This is a genomic window from Halomonas sp. KO116, from assembly GCF_000734975.2.
Taxonomy (GTDB): domain Bacteria; phylum Pseudomonadota; class Gammaproteobacteria; order Pseudomonadales; family Halomonadaceae; genus Vreelandella; species Vreelandella glaciei.
This window is the reverse complement of the sequence record NZ_CP011052.1, coordinates 3,663,900-3,688,624: the sequence shown is the minus strand read 5'-3', so window position 1 is coordinate 3,688,624 and position 24,725 is coordinate 3,663,900. Positions and strand designations below refer to the sequence as shown.

The window sequence follows — 24,725 nt, the reverse complement described above, 5'->3', positions numbered from 1 at the left end:
TATGGAACTCAATAAACACACGATTGCTGAGCGCTTCGCACACCTGCCACGAGGCAAGCAGAGCGTATTTCTTGAGGCATTAAAACAACAGGGTATCGACTTTTCGCAGTTGCCAATCGTTAGGTCTCAGAATCAAGAGAGCAGAACACTCTCCTATGCCCAACTTCGCCAGTGGTTTATGTGGCGCATGGATCCCCTAAGCAGCGCCTACAATATTACTGGAACTCTGTCCCTTAAGGGGACTCTTGATCCTGAAGCATTGCGGTGCAGCTTCGCCGCTTTAGTAGCACGCCATGAGGCATTGCGCACGGTGTTCCGTGACGATGGTGAAGGCGAGGCAATGCAAGTGGTGAAGGCTGAAAATAACTTCATATTGCACGATGTTGACCTAGGCCATATGCCGGCGAATGAGAGCGAAGCGGCAGTAGAGAATCAGGTTGTGCGGCTCTGCAATGCTCCCTTCGACTTGGAGCAGGGGCCACTGCTAAGGGTTGGGCTACTACGTTTATCAGAAGAGAAGCACCTTCTGGTAGTGGTGATGCACCACATCATCTCCGATGGTTGGTCGATGCAGTTGATCATCAATGAGTTTGCCGCTGACTATCGCGCTCGGGTGACGAGGGAGGCTTGGGAGCCGCCAACCTTGCCAATTCGGTATGCCGATTATGCACTCTGGCAGCGTCAATGGATGGAGGCGGGTGAGAAAGAGCGTCAACTCGCCTACTGGCAGGCGGAACTTGGTGACGAACACCCAGTGCTGCAACTGCCGACCGATCGCCCGCGCCGTAACGATGGACATTATCACACTGCACGCCACCACATAGTACTTCCAGAATCGCTGGTGAGAGGATTGCGTCAACGAGCTCAGACTCAGGGTGCCACCCTGTTTATGACGTTACTCACCGGCTTCCAAGCGTTGTTGTATCGATATACGGGGGAGGAAAGTATTCGGGTCGGCGTGCCAATCGCCAATCGGCATCGTACAGAAACCCAAGGAGTGGTAGGGCTTTTCGTCAATACCCAGGTGATGTGCAATCAGTTAAATGGTCGCCTGAATTTGGCCGAAGCGCTAAAACAGGTAAAACGTGCGGCGCTTGGTGCTCAAGAACATCAAGATCTGCCTTTTGAGCAGTTAGTAGAAGCGCTGCAGCCGGAGCGCAGTCTGAGTCACACGCCACTATTTCAAGTGATGTTCAATTACCAGCAGCAGGATCATAGTGCGCTGAAGACACTACCAGGATTGGAGTTGAGTACCTGGCCACTAGAAAAGAAAGAGGCGAAGTTCGAGCTGACGCTAAATGTGGAGGAGTGTACTGAAGGTTGCCTGGAGGCAAGTTTTATTTATGCTGAAGCGCTGTTTGATTCCACCACCGTTGGGCGCCTGGCGCGGCATTATGTCATTTTATTAAAGGCTCTGGCAGAGATGCCAGAACGTGCGTTAAGTGATATCGAACTACTTGATAAGAATGAACAGCTTCAATTGAAGAAATGGGGAGGTAGCACTCAACGATACTCCGATGTTCTACCTACTCATCATCTAATTGAACGCCAAGCAGCGGCAGCCTCTGATATCACAGCGCTAGTGTTCGAAAATCAGTTACTTAGCTACGCAGAACTCAATACCCGCGCTAATCGCTTGGCGCACTATCTGATTGGCTCGGGTGTAAAACCTGAAACCCGAGTAGGCATCGCCATGGAGCGCTCAGTTGATATGGTGGTGGGGCTACTGGCTATTCTCAAGGCGGGTGGCACTTATGTGCCGCTGGATCCGGATTACCCCGCCGAGCGGTTGGCCTCTATGGTAGAAGACAGCGGCATAATGATGTTGGTCACCCAGCAACACTTACGTAAGACGCTGCCGGTAACTGATGGGGTGAGCATTATTGAGCTGGATCGACTGGATATAGCACATCATGACTCTACCAATCCGGAAGTGGTACTGCACAGCGAACATCTAGCCTACGTGATTTACACCTCGGGTTCTACTGGACGACCTAAGGGGGTTGGGATCACGCATGGTGCTCTGAGCAATTATGTGGAAGGGGTTCTGGAGGCTTTAGCGTTATCTGATGATGCTCGTCGTTTTGCAATGGTGTCGACAATAGCCGCGGATTTAGGCCATACCATGCTATTCGGTGCCTTGTACAAGGGGCGAACTCTTCATTTGATTTCATCTGATAGCATACTTGATCCAGATGCTTTTACTAGATACATGCATGAGCATGAAATTGATGTCCTCAAAATAGTGCCTAGCCATTTGCGCGCCCTAATGAGTGCAAAGAATCCATTAAATACATTGCCGAGAAGGTGTTTGGTTCTTGGCGGGGAGGTAAGCGATTGGTCTCTGGTTAACTGGATCTCAGAACTAAATCCATCTTGCCAAGTTGTTAACCATTATGGCCCCACTGAGACCACTGTCGGAGCTTTGACACAAAGACATGAAAGCGCTGATCAGCGAGCATCCACGCTACCGATTGGCACCCCCTTGCGTAACATGCAAATTCGAGTACTTGACCCTTGGATGAACCTTGTGCCTCAAGGAGTGAACGGTGAACTTTATCTAGGAGGGGTGGGGTTGGCCCGCGGTTATCTGGGGCGCCTTGATATGACGGCGGAACGATTTGTAGCTGACCCCTTTGGTGAAGGAGAACGTTTATATCGCACCGGCGACAGTGTGCGGCAGTTGCCAGATGGAAGCTTGGAGTTCCTTGGTCGTATGGATGATCAAGTTAAAATCCGAGGACATCGTGTGGAGTTGGGGGAAGTTCAAGCGCAGTTGTTATTGCAACTGGCGGTTCGCGAGGCGGTGGTGGTCTCCCAAGATGGATCTAGTGGCCCGAGGTTGGTGGCTTATGTGGTTCCCCAAGCCGGCATGGAACTTGACGCCACCTCAATACGCGAGCAGTTGAGCCAACATCTGCCAGACTATATGGTGCCGGGAGCTGTGGTCACCCTCGATGCGCTGCCGTTGAATGCCAATGGAAAGATAGACCGCAAGGCACTGCCCGCACCGGATTTGGCCAGTGGCTCGCAGTACGAGCCGCCTCAAAGCGAGGTGGAAAAAGCGCTGTCGGAAATCTGGTCAGAGATACTTGGCGTCGAAAGGGTGGGCCGCCACGACAACTTCTTCGAGCTGGGCGGCCATTCGCTATTGGCTCTGAAAGTGCTGGAGCAAATGCGGCATCGGGGACTAACGTCGCAGGTACGCACGCTGTTTCAATTCCCAGAACTGGCGGCCTTCGCCCAGGTACTAACGCAGACATCAGAGAGGCAGGAAATCATTATCCCGCCCAACCGTATTCCAGATGGCTGCTCGGCAATCCAGCCCGAGATGCTGCCTTTGATTGAACTCAATGGCGAAGAGATCAGTGCGATTGAAGCAGCAGTGCCGAGTGGAGCCAGCAACATTCAGGATGTCTACCCGTTGGCACCTCTGCAGGAGGGTATCCTATTTCACCATCGACTGCAGGAAGAGGGCGATGCCTATGTGACCCAACACTTGCTTGGCTTCGACAGCCGAGAACGGCTGGAGGCCTTTATTGCCGGTTTTAACCAGCTCATTGCCCGCCACGATATTCTGCGTACCGCCGTGCTCTGGGAGGGCTTACGAGAGCCAGTGCAGGTGGTGTGTAGGCATGCCGAGTTGGAGCTTGAATGGTTAGAATTGGATCATGTTTCTTCACTTAGTGTTGTCGAACAACTGAATGCTGAGGTAGATCCTGATTATCATCGCCTTGATGTGCGCCAAGCACCGATAATACAAGCGGTAGCCGCATACGATGCCGAGCAAGGGCGATGGTTGCTACAGTTACCTAGCCACCATCTAGTCATGGATCACATCACCCTCGAACTACTGTTAGAAGAGATTGCCTTGATCCAGCAAGGCCGCGAAGATGAGCTACCGCAACCCCTTCCATTCCGCAATTTCGTTGCCCAGACCCGACTAGGGGTAAGCCAGGAAGAGCATGTGGCCTTCTTCGGAGAGAAGTTGGGCGATATTGATGAACCGACCGCGCCCTTCGGCCTGTTAGACGTTCGTGGCGATGGCAGCGAGATCGAGGAAGTTCGCCTTCCTTTTCCAGCGGAACTAGCCCAGCAAGTTCGGCAACAGGCCCAGCGCCATGGTGTCAGCACGGCCAGCTTGTTCCATCTGGCCTGGGCACTGGTGCTGAGTAAAACCACCGGACGGGACGATGTGGTGTTCGGCACCGTGCTGTTCGGCCGCATGCAGGGTACCGAGGGAGCCGAGCGGGCGCTGGGGATGTTTATTAATACGCTCCCTGTGCGTATCAAAATGGGCACTCAAGGTGTCGATAAGTGCCTGCGTTACACCCACGATACTCTGTCTGAGCTAATGCACCACGAGCATGCCAGCCTTGGCCTCTCGCAGCGCTGTAGTGGTCTATCTGGGGGGGCGCCTCTGTTTACCAGTTTGCTGAACTATCGTTATAGCGCACCTCAACAAGAGGGCAGCACCGTTCATAGCTGGGAAGGTATGGAGGTGCTGGACGTTCAAGAGCGTACCAACTACCCGATCACGATATCGGTGGACGATCTAGGTAACGGCTTCCAGTTGGTTGGTCAGGTGAGCCGTATGATCGGTGCGCAGCGGCTATGTGATTACCTGGAAACTGCCATTGCAGACATCGTAAAACATCTGCAAGCAAGGCCGCAGCGAGCGATGAGAGATATCGAGCTGCTCAATAAAACCGAGCAGCATCAATTGCAGGGATGGGGAGTGAATACGCAGCATTACTCCGATGCTCCGCCGATTCACCACCTGATTGAGCGCCAAGCTGCGGCAACCCCTGAGGCTACGGCACTCGTCTTTGAAGAGCAGTCACTTAGCTACGCCGAGCTTAACACCCGCGCCAATCGTTTAGCCCACTACTTGATTGGCTTAGGCGTAAAACCTGAAACCCGAGTGGGCATTGCTGTGGGACGCTCTATCGAGATGGTGGTGGGGCTGCTGGCGATTCTCAAGGCAGGTGGTGCTTACGTACCGTTGGATCCGGATTACCCTGCCGAGCGGTTGGCCTATATGGTCGAAGATAGTGGCATTGAGCTGCTGCTTACTCAGCAGCATCTTCGCGATACGTTACCGGTAGCTGAGAGTCTGAGCGTTATCGAGCTGGATCGTCTAGAAGTAGCGCACCATGCCTTGAATAATCCCGAATTAGCTCTGCATGGTGAGCACCTCGCCTATGTCATTTACACCTCGGGTTCCACCGGACGGCCCAAGGGAGTGATGGTGCGCCATCATGCGCTTAGCCATTTCTTATTAAGCATGCAGGAAACCCCAGGCCTAAGCCCAGACGATATCCTGGTGGCGGTGACCTCACTATCGTTCGATATTGCCGCCCTGGAGCTGTATCTGCCATTGATCAGCGGAGCAAGGGTAGTGTTGGCGAGCCGCGAGACGACTCGAGATGGCAAGGCCTTGGGTGAATTACTCAATCAGGAAAAAGCGACGGTTCTGCAGGCGACACCCTCCGGCTGGCGGTTGCTACGTTCGTCAGGCTGGCCATGGACGACGGTTCCGCTCATAGAGGGCTTTAAGGGGCTATGTGGCGGTGAAGCTTTGCCACCTGATTTGGCTGAGGATCTGCAAACTCAGGGGGTCGAATTGTGGAACATGTACGGCCCCACTGAGACCACGATTTGGTCAGCAACGGATCAAGTGAAGGGCTGCCAAGCTTTCCTGGGAAGGGCGATTGCGGCGACGCAGTTGTACGTTTTGGATAGTGCGCTCAACTTGGCACCCCAAGGGGTGGCGGGGGAGTTGTATCTAGGAGGTGTGGGCTTAGCGCGGGGCTACCTGGGCCGTGCAGAACTGACGGCGGAGCGCTTCGTGGCCGACCCCTTTATTGCGGGCGAACGAGTCTATCGAACCGGTGATCTAGTGCGTTGGCGGGAGGATGGCCAGCTTGAGTACTTGGGACGGATTGACCATCAGATCAAAGTGCGCGGTTTCCGTATTGAGCTAGGCGAGATCGAAGCCCAACTGCTAGCCCTGTCGGAGATACGCGAGGCAGTGGTGGTTGCCCAAGAGGGGCCTAGCGGATCTAGGTTGGTGGCTTATGTGGTTCCCCAAACCGACGTTGAGCTCGATACTACCTCGCTACGCGAAACGCTGGGACAAAAGCTACCAGATTATATGGTGCCTGGAGTGCTAATCACTCTGGAGGCGCTGCCGCTAACCCCGAACGGTAAGGTGGATCGTAAGGCACTGCCCGCACCAGACTTGACCAGTAACTCGCAGTACGAGCCGCCCCAGGGTGAGGTGGAAGAAGCGCTGGCGGAAATCTGGTCAGAGATACTGGGCGTCGAGCAGGTGGGCCGACACAACAACTTCTTTGAGCTGGGGGGGCACTCGCTACTTGCTGTGCAGATAGTGGCTCGCGTTCAAGCAGATATGCAAGTTGAGCTCAAAATATCTGAAGTGTTTAAACATCCATTACTTAGCGATTTAGCAGAATGTATAGCCGCACTAAACAGTGGGTACCCCATTGAGCAATCGCTCTCCGATATTGATTCCTTCATCGACAGCATGGATACCGTTCAATGAGTAATATCGATACCCGTCGTATTGCGGAACGCTTTGCCGGATTGCATGCCGAGCAGCGCCGCGTGGTTTACGACAAGATTCGTACACAGGGGTTAGGCATTGGCCAGTTCCCAATTCTTTCTCGCCCTGCATCACAACAGAAAACTTGCTCACCCTCTTATGCCCAGCTTCGCCAGTGGTTTCTGTGGCGCATGGATCCTAAAAGCAGCGCCTACCATATTACGGGTGCTCTGACCCTTAAGGGGGCTCTTGACTCTGGAGCACTGCGGGGTAGCTTCGCCGCCTTAATATCTCGTCATGAGGCATTGCGCACGGTCTTCCGTGACGATGGCGAGGGCGGGGTGATGCAAGTGGTGCAGGCTGATAGCAACTTCGCATTGCATGAGGTCGACCTAGGCCATATGGCGAAGGATGAGCAAGAGGTTGCAATAGAAAATCAGGTTGATCGGCTTTGCAATGACCCCTTCGACTTGGAGCAGGGGCCAATGTTGCGGGTGGGGCTATTGCGCTTAGCCGAAGAGGAACATCTTCTGGTAGTGGTGATTCACCACATCATCTCTGATGGTTGGTCAATGCAGTTGATCATTGATGAGTTTACTGCCGACTATCGTGCCCGTGTGATGGGTGAGACTTGGCAGTCGCCAGCTTTGCCGATTCAGTATGCAGATTATGCGCTATGGCAGCGTCAATGGATGGAAGCGGGCGAGAAAGAGCGTCAGCTTGATTATTGGCAGACGGAACTGGGTGACGAGCACCCGGTACTGCAACTACCGACTGATCGCCCGCGTCGCAACGATGGGCATTATCACGCTGCGTGCCACCAAATTATGTTCCCTGAGCTATTGGTAAGCGGGTTGCGTCAGCGAGCTCAGGCGCAGGGTGCCACCTTGTTTATGACGTTACTCACCGGTTTCCAAGCGCTGTTGTATCGATATACGGGGCAGGAAAATATCCGGGTTGGGGTACCGATTGCCAACCGTCACCGCACGGAAACCCAAAGTGTGGTGGGCTTTTTCGTTAATACTCAGGTATTACGCAACCAGTTGGATGGTCGCCGGAGCTTGGCTGAGGCGCTGCAACAGAGCAAACGTGCGGCGTTGGACGCACAAGAGTATCAGGATCTCCCTTTTGAGCAATTAGTGGAAGCGCTTCAGCCCGAGCGTAGCCTGAGCCACACGCCGCTGTTCCAGGTGATGTTCAATCACCAGCGGCAAGATCATGGATCACTGCAGACGCTACCAGGACTGGAACTGAGCACCTGGCCGCTGGAACAGGGAAGAGCACAGTTAGAACTGACGCTAAATGTGGTAGAGCGCAAGGATGGTTGCCTGGAGGCAAGCTTCGTTTATGCAGAAGAGCTGTTTGATGCAACCACCATTGAGCGCCTAGTTCAGCACTATATGGTTATTCTACAGGCGCTGGCGGAGGTGCCAGAACGCGCGTTGAGCGATATCGAGCTGCTAGGTAAAGATGAACAGCTGAAATTACAGGAATGGGGTGTAAACACACATAGGCATACCGATGCTCAGCCAATCCATAGCCTAATTGGGCGACAGGCTGCTGCAACCCCAGAGGCCACAGCGCTAGTATTTGAAGATCAGTCACTCAGCTACGCCGAACTCAATACCCGCGCCAACCAGTTGGCTCACTACCTTATCGGCCTAGGCGTAAAACCTGAGACCCGAGTGGGTATTGCCATGGAGCGCTCCATCGAGATGGTGGTGGGGTTGCTGGCGATTCTCAAAGCGGGGGGCGCCTATGTGCCACTGGATCCCGAGTATCCTTCGGAGCGGCTGGCGTTCATCGCCGACGATAGTGGCATCGAGCTGTTGCTGACTCAGCACCACTTGCGCGAGTCATTGCCGGTAGCTGATAGCCTTAGCGTTGTTGAGTTGGATCAGCTAGATGTAGTACATCACACCTCTTTCAATCCATCGGTAACACTGCACGGCGAGCACCTCGCCTATGTGATTTACACTTCGGGCTCCACCGGGCGGCCCAAGGGCGCCGCCATCCGCCATGAGGCCTTGACCAACTGTATGGTCTGGATGCAGGAGACCTATCAGCTCACCAATACCGATGCCGTATTGCATAAGGCACCGTTCGGGTTCGACGTCTCTGTGTGGGAGATTTTCTGGCCGCTAAGTGTCGGGGCACGTTTGGTGATTGCCCAACCAGGAGATCATCGAGATCCAGAGCGCATCATCGAGCTGATCCAGCGGCACGGCGTTACCACGCTCAATTTTGTGCCCTCAATGCTCAAGGCCTTCCTAGCCTATCCCGATGTTAAGACTAAGACGCGGCTCAAGCATATTATGTGCGGTGGCGAGGCCGTTCCAGCCACGTTACAGCACGATGTAGCTGAGTGCCTCGACGGTGCCAACCTGCACGATCTTTATGGCCCCACAGAAACCACCATTCATGTCACTCACTGGTGGTGCCGTGATGACGCTCACCGTCAGATTCCCATTGGGCGACCCATTAGCAGTACCCGTACCTATGTCTTGGATAGTGAACTTAACCTGGCGCCAACGGGTGTTGCGGGAGAGCTCTATCTCGGCGGGGTAAGCCTAGCCCGTGGGTATCTCAATCGCAGTGATCTAACGGCGGAGCGTTTTATCTCTGATCCGTTCGCCGAGGGCGAACGCCTTTACCGCACTGGCGATCTGGTGCGCTGGCGAGAGGATGGCCAGCTCGAGTATCTGGGCCGCCTCGATCATCAAGTGAAGATCCGCGGCCTGCGTATCGAGCTGGGTGAGATCGAAGCTGAGCTGCTATCGCAACCGGAAATTCGCGAGGCGGTGGTGGTCGCCCAAGAAGGCCCTGGTGGCTCAATACTGGTGGCGTATGTGGTTCCCCAAGCCGACTGTGAACTCGGCACCAGTAAATTACGCGATCGATTGGGTCAACAGTTGCCAGATTATATGGTGCCGGGAGTTGTGGTCACTCTCGATGCACTGCCGCTGAATGCTAACGGCAAGGTAGATCGCAAGGCGTTGCCCGAGCCGGATTTGGCTAGTAGCTCGCAGTATGAGCCGCCTCAAGACGAGGTGGAAGAAGCGCTGGCGGAAATCTGGTCAGAGATACTTGGCGTCGAAAGGGTGGGCCGTCACGATAATTTCTTCGAGTTAGGTGGCCATTCGCTATTGGCTCTGAAAGTGTTGGAGCAAATGCGGCATCGGGGGCTAACGGCGCAGGTACGCACGCTGTTCCAATTCCCGGAACTGGCGGTCTTCGCCCAGGTATTGACGCAGACATCTGAGCGGCAGGAAATCATCATCCCGCCCAACCGGATCCCCCACGATTGTCAAGCTCTCAAACCTGAGATGTTGACGCTAATCGAGCTTAATGCCGAAGAGATCAGCGTGATCGAAGCGGCAGTGCCTGGCGGTGCCAGTAATATCCAGGATATCTACCCGCTAGCACCGCTGCAGGAGGGTATCCTCTTTCACCACCGGTTGCAGGAAGAGGGCGATGCCTATGTCGCTCCGCGTCTGCTTGGCTTCGACAGCCGAGAACTGCTGGAAACATTCATTTCCGGTTTTAATCAACTGATTGCCCGCCACGACATCCTTCGCACTGCTGTGCTGTGGGAAAACCTGCGTGAGCCGGTGCAGGTGGTATACCAGCATGCTGAATTAGCTCTAGAGTGGCTAACCCTGGATGGTGTCCCATCACAAAGCGTTGCCGAACGACTGAATGCCGAGGTGGATACTGAGAACCATCGCCTCAACGTGCGCCAAGCACCTATGATTCGGGCGCTGGCTGCCCTCGATGCTGAGCAGGGACGCTGGCTGCTGCAGCTACCTAGTCACCACTTGGTCATGGATCACACCACCCTCGAGCTACTGGTGGAAGAAATTGCCCTGATCCAGCAAGGCCGCGAGGACGAACTGCCCAAGCCGATCCCATTCCGTAACTTCGTGGCGCAGGCCCGGCTAGAGGTAAGCCTGGAAGAGCATGAAACCTTCTTCCGCGAGCGGTTGGGAGATATTGAAGAACCGACAGCGCCTTTTGGGTTGTTAGACATTCGCGGCGATGGCAGCGATATCGAAGAAGTACGCGTTCTTTTGAACACGGAACTGGCCCAGCAGGTGAGGCGACAGGCCAAGCGGCATGGTGTCAGCACGGCTAGCCTGTTCCACTTGGCCTGGGCTTTGGTGCTAAGCAAAACCACCGGGCGGGACGATGTGGTGTTCGGCACCGTTTTGTTCGGCCGTATGCAGGGCACTGAAGGGGCCGAGCGTGCACTAGGGATGTTTATTAATACGCTTCCTGTGCGCATCAAAACCGGTGCCCAGGGAGTAGATAAGTGTCTGAGCCAAACCCACGGTGCCCTATCTGAGTTAATGCACCATGAACATGCCAGCCTCGGGTTAGCACAGCGCAGCAGTGGCTTGATGGGGGGAACACCGCTATTCACAAGCTTGCTGAATTATCGGTATGGCGCGACTCAACAAGAGGAAGCCCCTGTTCATACCTGGGAAGGCATGGAATTGTTGGAGGCTCAGGAGCGCACCAACTACCCGATCACTATGTCGGTGGACGATCTGGGTAACGGCTTCCAACTGGTAGGACAGGTTAGCCGAATGATTGGTGCACAGCGGCTGTGTGATTACTTGAACTCAGCCATTGTAGGTATCGTAGATAATCTGCAAGTGGCGCCTCAACAACCATTAAGTGAGATCAACCTGCTCAGAACAGACGAACAGCAGCTGTTGAACGAGCGGGGAGAAAATACGCAACAGTATTCAGGCACTTCTCTGATTCATCATCTATTTGAGGGTCAAGCAGCGGCAACCCCAGAGGTCACGGCACTCGTATTTGAAGAGCAGTCACTCAGCTATGCTGAACTTAACAGCCGTGCAAATCGCTTGGCGCACTATCTGATTGGCTCGGGTGTAAAACCTGAAACTCGGGTGGGTATTGCTGTTGAGCGCTCCCTTGAAATGGTGGTGGGACTGCTGGGTATCCTCAAAGCGGGTGGCGCTTATGTGCCGCTAGATCCAGATTATCCGAGTGATCGGTTGGCCTATATGGTCGAGGACAGTGGCATCGAGCTGCTGCTTACCCAGCAATATCTTCGTGAGTCGTTACCAGTAGCTGAAAGCCTGAATGTCATCGAACTGGATCAGTTGGATGTGACGCATCATGCGTCGACCAATCCAAACGTGGCGCTGCACGGCGAAAATCTTGCTTACGTTATCTACACCTCGGGCTCCACAGGGCAACCTAAAGGGGCGCAGCTATGTCATGCGAACGTGACACGATTACTTGATACCACGGCACCTTGGTTCAATTTTGACGAGCAGGATGTCTGGACAATGTTCCACTCCTACGCCTTCGATTTCTCAGTATGGGAGATGTTTGGGGCACTGTGTACGGGCGGAAAACTTGTCGTAGTGCCCTACTGGGTTAGCCGTTCGCCGGAGGATTTCCTTGAGTTGCTATGCCGGGAACAAGTGACAGTCCTAAACCAGACGCCTTCTGCCTTCCGGCAGTTGATGGCCACCCCTGATCTCTATAACACGGAAGACTTAGCACTGCGTGTAGTGATCTTCGGTGGTGAAGCATTGGAACCGGAAAGCCTGCGCCCTTGGATTGAGCATTTCAGTGATGATCATCCCCTCCTAATCAACATGTATGGCATTACTGAAACTACGGTGCATGTCACTTATCGGCGTGTGACAGCTGATGATCTGAGAGGTCAACGTAGTCCTATAGGAATTACACTCCCAGATCTTGGTGCACATGTATTAGATGGCCAGCTTAATCGCGCCCCCATCGGGATTCCTGGAGAGCTTTACGTATCAGGAGCAGGTCTGGCACGAGGCTATTTGAACCGCCGCAGCCTTACTGCGATGCGTTTTGTTGCTGACCCGTTTGGCTCTGGAGAGCGGCTCTATCGCACTGGTGACCTAGTACGCTGGCATGAAGACGGCCAACTCGAGTACATGGGGCGTATTGACCACCAGGTGAAAGTTCGTGGCTTCCGTATCGAGCTGGGGGAGATTGAAGCCCAACTGCTATCTCAGCCGGAGGTGCGTGAGTCGGTGGTGGTAGCCGAAGAAGCCCTCGTCGGCATTAGATTAGTCGCGTATTTAGTTCCTCAAGCCGACATTGAACTCGACACTGGCTCTCTACGTGAAGCACTAGGTCAGAAGCTACCGGATTATATGGTGCCGGGAGCTGTGGTCATCCTCGATGCGCTGCCGTTGAATGCCAATGGAAAGATAGACCGCAAGGCACTGCCCGCACCGGATTTAGCCAGTAGCTCGCAGTATGAACCACCGCAAGGAGAGGTGGAAGCAGCCTTGGCGAAGGTCTGGAGCGAGGTGTTGGGGGTGGAGCAGGTAGGGCGTCATGATAATTTCTTTGAGTTGGGTGGGCATTCGCTGCTGGCTCTGAAAGTGCTTGAGAAAATGCGGCATCAAGGTCTGACAGCGCAGGTGCGCATCCTATTCCAGTACCCGGAGCTGGTGGCATTTGCTCAAGCGTTGACGCAAGCGCCTGAGCAAGCTGAGATCACCATCCCGCCCAATCTGATCCCTCGTCATTGCCAGGTTCTCCAGCCGGACATGCTGACACTAATCGAGCTCAATGCCGAAGAGGTCAGCTTGATCGAAGCGGCAGTGCCCGGCGGTGCTGCCAACATCCAGGACATCTACCCATTGGCGCCGTTGCAGGAGGGCATCCTTTTCCATCACCGTCTGCGGCACCGGGGAGATACTTATGTGCTTCCCTGCCTACTTGGTTTCGATAGTCGGGAGCGGTTGGACAGGTTTATTGCTGGTTTTAACCAGCTCATTGCCCGCCACGATATTCTTCGTACCGCTGTGCTCTGGGAAGGGCTCCGTGAGCCGGTGCAGGTGGTATACAAGCATGCCGCAATGGAGGTCGAATGGCCGTCGGTGCCGGATGAGGAAGCTGGTCGTGTCGCCGAATGGTTATACACCCAGGTGGATCCTGAACATCACCACATCGATGTGCGCCGAGCACCCATGCTACGAGCGGTGGCAGCATACGATGCCGAGCAAGGGCGATGGTTGCTACAGTTACCTAGCCACCATCTAGTCATGGATCACACCACCCTTGAGTTATTGGTGGAAGAGATCGCTCTGATACAGCAAGACCGTGAAGCTGAGTTGCCCAAGCCGCTACCCTTCCGCAACTTCGTGGCACAGGCCCGACTAGGGGTAAGCCTGGAAGAGCATGAAACCTTCTTCCGTGAGCGGTTGGGCAATGTTGAAGAACCGACCGCGCCCTTCGGCCTGTTAGACGTTCGTGGCGATGGCAGCGAGATCGAGGAAGTTCGCCTTCCTTTGCCTGCGGAACTGGCCCAGCAAGCTCGGCAACAGGCGCAGCGTCATGGCGTCAGTACGGCAAGCCTGTTCCATCTGGCCTGGGCCTTGGTGCTCAGCAAAACCACCGGACGGGATAATGTGGTTTTTGGTACCGTGCTTTTCGGCCGCATGCAGGGTACTGAAGGTGCCGAACGGGCGCTGGGGATGTTTATTAATACGCTCCCTGTGTGTATCAAAACAGGTTCCCAGAGTGTTGATAAGTGTCTACGCCTCACCCACGATACTCTGTCTGAGCTAATGCACCATGAACATGCCAGCCTTGGACTCGCACAGCGCTGCAGCGGGTTGCCTGGTGGGACGCCACTATTCACGAGTCTGCTGAACTATCGTTACATCGCACCTCAGCAAGAGGGCAGCACCGTTCATAGCTGGGAAGGTATGGAGATGCTGGGTGGCCAGGAGCGTACCAACTACCCGATCACGATGTCGGTGGACGATCTTGGGAACGGCTTCCAATTGGTAGGGCAGGTGAATCGTATCATTGGTGCTCAGCGGTTGTGTGACTACCTGAGTGCCGCCATTGCAGGGATCGTAGGAAATCTGCAAGCGGTGCCTCGACAACCATTAAGTGAGATCAGCCTGCTCAGAGCAGACGAACAGCGGTTGTTGAGCGGGTGGGGAGAGAATACGCAACAGTATACAGGCACTTCTCCAGTCCATCATCTGGTTGAGCAACAGGCGGCGGCAACCCCAGAAGCCAGGGCACTCGTGTTCGAAGATCAGTCGCTCAACTACGCTGAACTTAACACCCGTGCCAATCGTTTAGCCCACTACTTGATTGGCTTAGGCGTAAAACCTGAAACCCGAGTGGGCATTGCTGTGGGACGCTCCATCGAGATGGTGGTGGGGCTGCTGGCGATTCTCAAGGCAGGTGGTGCTTACGTACCGTTGGATCCGGATTACCCTGCCGAGCGGTTGGCCTATATGGTCGAAGATAGTGGCATTGAGCTGCTGCTTACCCAGCAACATCTGCGTGATACCTTGCCGATGCCCGATGGGCTAAACGTTATTGAACTGGATCGCTTGGATGTGACGCATCATGCGTCAATCACCCCGGAGGTGGCACTGCACGGTGAACACCTCGCCTATGTCATTTACACCTCGGGCTCCACCGGGCGACCTAAGGGCGTAATGGTGCGTCATCACGCCCTTAGTCACTTCTTATTAAGCATGCAGGAAACCCCTGGCCTAAGCCCAGACGATATCCTGGTGGCCGTAACCTCTCTGTCGTTTGATATTGCCGCCTTGGAGCTGTATCTCCCATTGATCAGCGGAGCAAGGGTCGTGCTGGCGAGCCGCGAGACGACTCGAGATGGCAAGGCCTTGGGTGAATTACTCAATCAGGAAAAAGCGACGGTTCTGCAGGCGACACCCTCCGGCTGGCGGTTGCTACGTTCGTCAGGCTGGCCATGGACGACGGCTCCGCTCATAGAGGGCTTTAAGGGGCTATGTGGCGGTGAAGCTTTGCCACCTGATTTGGCTGAGGATCTGCAAACTCAGGGGGTCGAATTGTGGAACATGTACGGCCCCACTGAGACCACGATTTGGTCAGCAACGGATCAAGTGAAGGGCTGCCAAGCTTTCCTGGGAAGGGCGATTGCGGCGACGCAGTTGTACGTTTTGGATAGTGCGCTCAACTTGGCACCCCAAGGGGTGGCGGGGGAGTTGTATCTAGGAGGTGTGGGCTTAGCGCGGGGCTACCTGGGCCGTGCAGAACTGACGGCGGAGCGCTTCGTGGCCGACCCCTTTATTGCGGGCGAACGAGTCTATCGAACCGGTGATCTAGTGCGTTGGCGGGAGGATGGCCAGCTTGAGTACTTGGGACGGATTGACCATCAGATCAAAGTGCGCGGTTTCCGTATTGAGCTAGGCGAGATCGAAGCCCAACTGCTAGCCCTGTCGGAGATACGCGAGGCAGTGGTGGTTGCCCAAGAGGGGCCTAGCGGATCTAGGTTGGTGGCTTATGTGGTTCCCCAAACCGACGTTGAGCTCGATACTACCTCGCTACGCGAAACGCTGGAACAAAAGCTACCAGATTATATGGTGCCTGGAGTGCTAATCACTCTGGAGGCGCTGCCGCTAACCCCGAACGGTAAGGTGGATCGTAAGGCACTGCCCGCACCAGACTTGACCAGTAACTCGCAGTACGAGCCGCCCCAGGGTGAGGTGGAAGAAGCGCTGGCGGAAATCTGGTCAGAGATACTGGGCGTCGAGCAGGTGGGCCGACACGACAACTTCTTTGAGCTAGGTGGTGATTCGATTCTCAGCCTTCAGATCGTCTCACGGTTGCAACGGGCTGGTTGGATGGTTACTCCGCGTCAAGTCTTTGAGCACCAGAGCATAGCCGAGTTGGCTCTGAACGCGACCGGTGCGCTGGAGGAGGCGCAAAAAGGTGAAGTCGAGCTAAATGGATTGGCAGATTATCTAAGCAGTGAGCAGATTGAAGCCCTAGGCTTAGACCAAGACAATATCGAAGATGTTTACCCCCTGTCGCCCACGCAAGAGGGGATGTTCTTCCACTCTCTTGAAGCGGAAGAGCCGGGGCTCTACGTCAATCAATTGAACGTAGACGTCAGTGGACTGGATGCCAATAGGCTAGTGAGGGCTTGGCAAGCTATGGTCGAACGCCACGCCACGCTAAGAACGGGTTTCTTATGGCAGGCGGGTATGGCGCGTCCACTACAACTCGTCTTGGCACAAGTAGAGCCTGAGATCGTACAGTTGGATTGGCGCAATAGGAAAGATGGGCTTGATGAGTCCCTCGCCACCTATGCTGAGCAAGTAATTAAGCGCCAAATTGATTGGCTGACACCACCCTTAGCCTGGTTGCATTTGATTCGACTCGATGATGACCGCTATCAACTGATATGGACTCGGCACCATATCTTGTCCGATGGCTGGTCAGAAGCCCGTCTAATTAACGAGTGGCTGGCCAGCTACGCGGAAGAGCCCTTGGCGGCTGTTGGACGGCCCTACGGTGATTACATTCGCTGGTTGCAGCGCCAGGATGCCGCTTCGACTCAAGCCTTCTGGACATCGGAACTGGCGGAGCTGGAGGGGCCGACACTGTTGGCAGAGTCGACCCGTCAGGAGAGTGAGGCCCAGGGCTTCGCCAAACGCTATACCCGTCTAGGATGGCAAGATACCGCTCTACTAAAAGCTGCTGCTCAGCGGCAACGCGTGACTCTAAACACTTTGATACAGGCAGCCTGGGGTGTGTTATTGCAGCGCTACTGTCATCAGGAACGGGTGGTGTTTGGCGCGACGGTATCCGGTCGCCCACCCAGCCTGCAAGGCGCTGAGGAGATGGTCGGTCTGTTCATCAACACCATCCCTGTGGCATTGGAGGCGCGGCCTGAGCAGAGTGTTGGTACTTACTTGCAGAGTGTGCAGGCTACCAATCTGGGCATTCGCGAGTATGAACATGCCGCGTTAGCAGATATTCAACGCTGGTCTGGGTCATCGGGCCGCGCCTTGTTCGACAGTATCATTGTATTTGAGAACTTCCCCGTCGATAGAACAATGCGTGATCAGCAGCGGCATGGTCTGCGCTTTGGTGAGGTTGCTGGGGAAGGCATAACTGGCTACGCGATGGATCTGCAGGTGGTGATCGACGATGAACTGGAGATTGAGTACTGCTATAGCCGAAGGGATTTCCCTGAGCCGTTCGTTGATGAACTGAAATATGCTATGGAACTGCTCATTCGTCAGATGGCGGAGTCGCCTGATCGGCCTGTGGGTGAGTTAGAGTGGATTGAAAAGACTCGATGGGATGCACTGAGTGAGTTGGGCCAGAGTGGCCGCAGCGGGTTCTCTCGCATGCCTGTGCATCGCCGTATCGCTTCGCACGCGGATACACGGCCAGATAGCACTGCACTTCGTATGGGTGATCAGGCTGTAAGTCATGCGCAGCTGAACGCTCAGGCTAATCGCCTTGCTCACTATCTACGCGAGCAAGGCGTAGGGCCAGATGTGCGGGTCGGCGTAGCGCTGGAGCGTTCGCCCCAAGTCATTGTCACTCTGTTGGCTGTACTGAAGGCGGGCGGTGCTTATGTGCCACTCGATCCGACTTACCCGCCCGAACGTCTGAGTTTTATGATCAAAGATAGTGGCATGGCCCTGCTACTAACGCAGCACGTGGTGCTGCCGCGCTTGGCAAAGGTGGAGGGTATACCTTATGTGGATTGCGAGGCGCTCGATCTTAGCCGTTATGACGATGCTGATCTCGATGTGGCCGTGCATGAAGAGTCATTGGCTTACGTGATCTATACCTCGGGCTCCACCGGTACGCCTAAAGGCGTTACGGTGGCTCATGGCCCGCTGGCAATGCATTGCCAGGCGATCAGCGAGCTCTATGATATGGAACCAGACTCCTGCGAGTTACACTTCATGTCATTCTCCTTCGATGGTGCCCATGAGCGCTGGCTGACAGCCCTGTGCTCGGGGATGAGTCTAGCGATTCGGGAAGAAGAGCTATGGACAGCGGAACAAGCCTATACGGCCCTGCAACACTATCGTGCAGCGAACGTGGCTTTCCCTCCAGCCTATTTGAATCAAGTCGCTGACTGGGCGGAAGGGCGTAATGATACGCCGCCGGTGGAATTATACGTTTTCGGTGGCGAGGCAATGCCCAAGGCAGCCTATGACAAAGCGCGCCGCACACTGCGGTCGCGCTGGTTCATCAATGGTTATGGGCCCACCGAAACGGTGGTTACACCGCTGCTGTGGAAGACACCCGCCGAAGAGACCTTTGACTGTGCCTATGCACCGATTGGTCGCCCCGTTGGCGAGCGGTCGCTCTACGTGCTGGACGACAACCTACAGCCGGTACCCAAGGGCGTTGTGGGCGAGTTGTATATCGGCGGTTATGGTTTGGCGCGAGGGTATCTTGGACGTACCGGCTTAACAGCCGAGCGCTTTGTGGCCGATCCCTTCGATACTTTAGGGGCGCGTCTCTACCGCACCGGGGATCTGGTGCGCTGGAGAGAAGATGGCAATATGGAGTATATGGGCCGGGCGGATCACCAAGTGAAGGTACGTGGCTTCCGTATTGAGCTGGGTGAGATAGAGGCACGTGCCCGTGAAATACCTGGCGTGAGTGATGTCGCCATCGTTACCCATGAAACCTCGAATGGCCATCAATTGGTTGCTTATTTGGTAGCTGATGAGGAGGCAGATAACGATCGATTAGTGCGCCTTGCACGCCGACACTTCGAAGCGCATCTGCCCGACTACATGGTGCCAGCACATATGATGGTGCTAACAGCCCTGCCGCGTATGGTCAATGGCAAACTGGATCAGTCGGCGTTACCCGAGCCACGGCTGGATGAGAACCGCGAGCACGTGGCCCCCTCTACACCGGAAGCCCGTCAGCTCGCCGAGATTTGGCAGGACGTATTGGGTATCGAGCGGATCGGAGAAACTGATAACTTCTTCGAGCTGGGTGGGGACTCCCTGCTGAGCCTGAAGGTGTTGAGCCGAGTACGCTCTCTCAAGGAGAGTACTCTTGATTTCAAACTGCGTGATCTGATGCAGAAGCCGACCATTGCTGGCTTGTTGGGGCTGGGAGAAGCTTCGGATGCCTTGCTGGATGGCGTGGTTATGCTCAATGGCGAGAAGCAGGATCAACCTCCGTTGTTCTGTGTTCATGCCGGTATGGGCACCCTTTACGACTACCAGCCGCTGGCACGGAGTCTACAGGGAGTATGTACGGTATATGGATTGCCGTGCCGGATGCTAACCGACCCGCAACATTGTGATACGTCGCTGGAAGCAATGGCTGATGAATATGCAACCATTGTTCGTCGCTTGCAGCCTCACGAGCCCTATCGGTTATTAGGGTGGTCATTAGGCGGCACCTTGGGGGCGATGATCGCGGCACGGCTTGAAAAGCAAGGCCAGGAGGTGAGCCTTTTGGCGCTGGTGGATCCCTATATCCCGGGTAGCGACCAGAGGCGCGAAGATGATTGGCGGCAGGACTTCGCAGCTTTTGTGTCAGTGATCTTACCGGGCATCTCGGCTGAGGCAGTAGCCAGTAGTAATAGTGACGCGCCCCATGAGGAGCCGAGCGAAACTAAGCTAGCCGACAGGTTGGATAGGCTACTGGCGTCGGATGAGGCACACGGACGGGAAGGTTATGCCGCTCTGGGCGGTGAGGAACTAGCTCGAATCTTCTGTGTAGCGCGGCATCTGAAAAGGCTCTCCCTGCAGACCGATACCTTGCCAGCGTTGGGCTGTGAAGCGGATTGTTGGTGGTCTGAGGGGCGTCCACACGAGGAGCGACAAGCGTTAACGAATCAAGTGGGGCAAGCGCCACATCGTGCTATTGAAACTTCTGAGGATCACTTCTCGATTGTTTCCAGTGATTTGCTGTTGTTACAGGTGGTGGAAAAACTGCAAGAGGTACCCTATCCATCGAAGTGTATAGAGGAGAACTTACCGGCCTAAGGGCCGGTTTTTGAAAAGTATGCTTACTCTTCTCGGCTGCCAGGTGAAGGCAGTCGGGAAAGTTAAGTATTTTCCAGCGCTTCTTTGAGTGATTTAGCGAAGCGGAGCATGGATGGGAACCCTCCCCATGGCCAATAATTTCTATTGACACTTACTGATGTATCATCCAACCAATGCTGCCATAGTCCTGACGCTGGCAATGTTGAGTCAGGTAAGTCTTGAGAGTAATTCGAGCGAAGCAGAATTATTTTCCCTTCTAACTGAAATGCCTCTGGGATAGTTAATGTGCTGAACCCCCAGTCATTAGTGTGGCCTTTCCAGGCATTCTCCAATCCAAGTTGGGTTAGGGTCATATCCTCCAGGCTTCCAGGCCCATAGACACGAACATGTCGGTCATCTCGGATTTCTACGATCAACAGAGGATCTGCAGGTCTTTCAATCTGTGTGGCTATTAATGATAGCTCAGCGTCTACAGAGTCAATTAATGTTTGAGCTTGCTGTTGCTGATCGTTCAGTTTCCCCAAATTTCTAGTAAGTTGTTCAAGGCTCTGCCAAATATTTAATTCTTTCCCAAACAACCGGATTTTAATTACATCAGCAATATCGGAAAGTTTATTCTCTAAATTCAAGTGGGCCGGTGGCGATATCAGAATGTCATCAGGTTCCAATGATGCTAGATATTCAAAATTGGGCTGAAACCTAAGTCCGAGCTCAAGGGTGTCAGGCAGTAAGTGTTCTTGGTTTAATTTTCTATATTGTGCTAAACCAGCCATTGCTATGGGAGGGCGTTGCAAAGCAGCAAGTGTATCTGCAATAGCATAGTCGAAAGTGACGAGTTTTTTGGGTTCTTCAGCGTTAGCAAGTGGCACGATCAGCGGTAAAAATAGCAGTATGACTAAAAAAACTGCTCTGTGGCCTGACGATGGTAAGTTGCCCATATCGATCATTTATATAATTTCTATTTTGGCTTTTATAAAACAATGGCAGGCGGTGATGCCGCCTGCCATTGCCTCTATTGGTAATGACGTTACCACTGGTAACTTACTGAGCCTATGATGCTTCTCGGCTCGCCATAGTAGCAGCCATAAGTGCAGGACTCGATATAGGTTTTATCAGTGAGATTGGTGGCATTCACTGCATATACCCAAGATCCAGTTTCATAACTCACTCGCGTATCGACAAGTGTAAACGACGGCACTTCTCCCTCTACCCAAGTCGCCCGGGTTGGGCCTACGTAGCGAACTCCACCTCCTACTTTCAACCCCGGCAGGCCGAAATCGCCAAAGCGATAATCACTCCATAGCGAGAATTGGTTATAGGGTGTATTGGCCGTTCTCCTGCCCACCTGATCTGGCGTAACGGGGCTGCTTTTCGTTGTACGCGCATCTGTGTAGGTGTAGGCGGCTATCAAGTTGGCATTGGGGCCTAGTGCCGTCTTCGCTTCCAATTCGACACCACGTGAACGCACTTCCCCTATCTGTGTCTGAAAGCTGGTGTCCACCGGATCGGTGACGCTGACGTTTTCCTGTGTCAGCTCATAAGCGGTTGCGGTGAGCATTGTATCCCAGCCATCTGGCTGAAAGCGAACGCCTAATTCATATTGCTCACCCCGTGTGGGCTCGAACTGATTGCCGTTACGGTCAGTGCCGCTGGTAGGTTCAAACGACTGGCTATAGCTGATGAAAGGCGCCAAACCGTTATCGGCAAGATAGACTCCCCCCACACGTCCAGTGAAAGCATTATCCGTTTCACGACTCCACTCTGTGGGGCCAAAGTAGGGTGAGGTCTCAGATTCAGTCCAGTCCTGACGCCCTCCTAATAAGAGAACCCATTTGTCAGCGATTTTCATCTGATTTTGAGCATACAAGCCAACCTGCTCACTGCGTTGCTTGGATGACCATGCAAAGGCCACCGGGTCGCCGAACTCTCCACTTCCGTACACAGGATCAAATAAATCAAGCGATGACACAGTTCGGTTGTAGCGCTCAGTTTCGTGGCGTTGTCGTGTGTAGTCTATTCCGATCAAGCTGGTGTTGTTGGTGTTGCCAGCCTCCCAGTCATATTGCAAGGAGGTATCTGAGGTTAAGCCCGATGAGGCATCACGGCGATCCTGGGCGCTCCGGGCATAAATCCGCTGATCGATACTTTGGCCAAGACCTATCTGAGGAAAATCTCGATCGGCCCGGAAAGTGCGGAGGCTATGTTGTAGGTGGAGGCTGTTAGAGAAGTCGTGCTCGAGCAAGTAGCCGATCGAATAACGCTCGTTATCATACTCATCAAAGCCGGGCTCCCCAGTGAACCGCTCCCGAGGAATGTCACCATTCGGGTTAGAAAGAATGGTGCCGCTGGTGGGTAGCCCATACACATAGGCCGTGTCGTCGCGCTGATATTCACTCAGTAGGGTGAGCGAAGTATTCTCGCTAGGCTGCCATTTTAAAGCTGGAGCGATATAGGTGCGATCATCCGGCACGTGGTCGACGAAGCTGTCACTGTCCCGATGCAGCATGGTAATACGGTATGACCATACGCCATCTTCATCCAAGGAATCGGAAAAGTCCGCAGATATTTGACGTCGGTCGAAACTACCTGCCTCGATATTAACTTCGCGTAGTGGAGTACTGGTGGGGCGTTTACTAACGGCATTAAGAATGCCTCCTGGGGCAGCCACACCATACAAGATTGATGAGGGGCCCTTAAGTACTTCCAGCCGTTCCAGACCATAGAGCTCTTGCTGACCGTCATACATGTTGGCTTGGTATTTGCTGCCGTCTCGGTAGGTTGTTGTGTTGCGAAAACCGCGAATTCTTAACCCTTCCGTGGTTCTTTCGGCTCCATTGAACCTGGAGATGCCAGCAGTATAGCCGAGCGCTTCAGTGAAGTTCCGAGCCCCGTAGTTTTTAAACTCCTCACTGCTAACAACCGAGATAGACTGCGGCGTTTCAATAATAGGTGTGTCGGTTTTGGTGCCTGTTGCGCTGCGAGTGGCGGCAATACCTTGTACAGGCCCTGTGGCTTCTTCATAGAGGCGGCTTTCGGTTACTTGCAGGGTAGGTAGTGTGGTACTTGTTTCGCTGTTTTCGTTAGATTGTAGATTAGTGCCTTGAGCGAGGGCAGCCGGTGCCGCCAATAGCGTCGCAGCGCAGGCATTAGCAATGGCCACAGAGAGCAGTTGCCTGCGCAGGCCGGTACGAAGTTGCTGCATAGTAATCCCCTTGAATGATATTTATGCGTTAATGGTAATTGTTATTATTAGCATTATGTTCTGGATTTGTACTGTCTTGCAACACTCTGTTGCTCAAAATGGTACCTATGGCAAGAGGCGCCACAGGTACTAATCATGCCGTGCCCCATGGGAGGAAATTAAAAATCAACAGGGCTGGGGTGCTTACTAAGATGGTGCTGAAGTGCTTTGGCGATATCTGCGCGTACCTGGCCGGTGGCATCGGGGGTAATGCTGCCCAGGCGCGCGAAGTCGTGCACCATGCCGGGGTATATGGTTAGTTGGGTATCCACGTTCGCTTCCTGTAAGCGGTTCACGTAGGCGATGCCTTCGTCGACTAGAAGATCATGTTCGGCCAGGGCGATGAAGGCAGGTGGTAAGTTTTTGAGTTTCGCAGCCTCCAACGGCGCAAAGCGCCAGTCATGGCGTTCCTCACTGCTATTTAGATAGTGGCCAAACATCCACTGCAGGGTGTCTGCTTCCAGCAGGTAGCCTTGCGCGTATCGGCGATGAGACTCGCTGTCTTGCCAGGCACTGGTGCAGGGGTAGAGCAAAATCTGGCAGCGTGGAAGGTGCCAACCATTATCACGTGCTGACATGCAAAGAGCCGTGGCGAGGGTGCCGCCTACACTGTCACCACCAACGGCGATGCGTGAGGTATCGAGGCCCATCTCTTCGCCATGCTTCAGCAGCCAGCAGTAGGCATCTTCAGCGTCGTGAAAAGCTGTCGGAAACTTGTGCTCGGGGGCCAGGCGATAGTCGACAGCCAACACTGTGTAGCCAGTTGCTTGAGCGATGCTTTGGCAGAGCGAATCGTGGGAATCCAGGCTGCCCAGTAGGTAGCCGCCGCCATGGAAGTAGAGCAGAGTGGGCGCTAAAGGCTCCTCGCCTTGGTAGCGGCGCAGTTTAAGAGGGTGACCATCTCGACAGGTGATGCTCAGTGCCGTTGCATCGTTAGCTATTGGCTCATCAAGCATCTGTGATGATGCCTCGTAGGCAGTGCGTGCCTGTTGTGGTGAGAGAGAGTGGAAAGGCGGGCTGCCACTATCGGCGACTAGGTCTAAGAAAGCGGCGACATCAGGATGTAAGGACATAATGGGCTTAAGTCTCGGTATTAGGGGCCGCT

At 54.2% G+C, this 24,725-nt stretch carries 5 protein-coding genes; 2 read left to right on the top strand and 3 right to left on the bottom strand.

Translation table 11 applies throughout. From position 1 onward, the window contains the following. Position 1: 1 nt before the first annotated feature. Both KO116_RS16845 and KO116_RS16840 read left to right on the top strand, forming a co-directional pair. Positions 2–6,568: a non-ribosomal peptide synthetase gene (locus KO116_RS16845; protein ID WP_045812161.1), complete on the top strand. Its 6,567-nt coding sequence runs from the start codon at positions 2–4 to the stop codon at positions 6,566–6,568. Further along, positions 6,565–20,379 (top strand): non-ribosomal peptide synthetase, encoded by a 13,815-nt coding sequence (locus KO116_RS16840; protein WP_045812160.1) that lies wholly within the window; start codon positions 6,565–6,567, stop codon positions 20,377–20,379. Before KO116_RS16845 ends, KO116_RS16840 begins: the two co-directional genes overlap by 4 nt. A gap of 62 nt (positions 20,380–20,441) precedes the next feature. On the opposite strand, the gene KO116_RS16835 is transcribed toward KO116_RS16840, so the two are convergent. The 3 genes from KO116_RS16835 to KO116_RS16825 form a co-directional block, all read right to left on the bottom strand. After that, a complete protein-coding gene (locus tag KO116_RS16835; RefSeq protein WP_035559124.1) occupies positions 20,442–21,326 on the bottom strand; it encodes an ABC transporter substrate-binding protein in 885 nt (294 codons plus the stop codon). Between the two features lie 80 nt (positions 21,327–21,406). Beyond that, positions 21,407–23,581 carry a TonB-dependent siderophore receptor gene (locus KO116_RS16830; RefSeq protein ID WP_035559127.1) on the bottom strand — a complete coding sequence of 725 codons (2,175 nt, stop codon included), beginning with the start codon at positions 23,579–23,581 and terminating at the stop codon, positions 21,407–21,409. A 158-nt stretch (positions 23,582–23,739) separates the two neighbouring features. Beyond that, positions 23,740–24,693, bottom strand: a complete 954-nt coding sequence (locus KO116_RS16825; RefSeq protein WP_035559130.1) for an alpha/beta hydrolase — start codon at positions 24,691–24,693, stop codon at positions 23,740–23,742. Between the last annotated feature and the right edge of the window lie 32 nt (positions 24,694–24,725).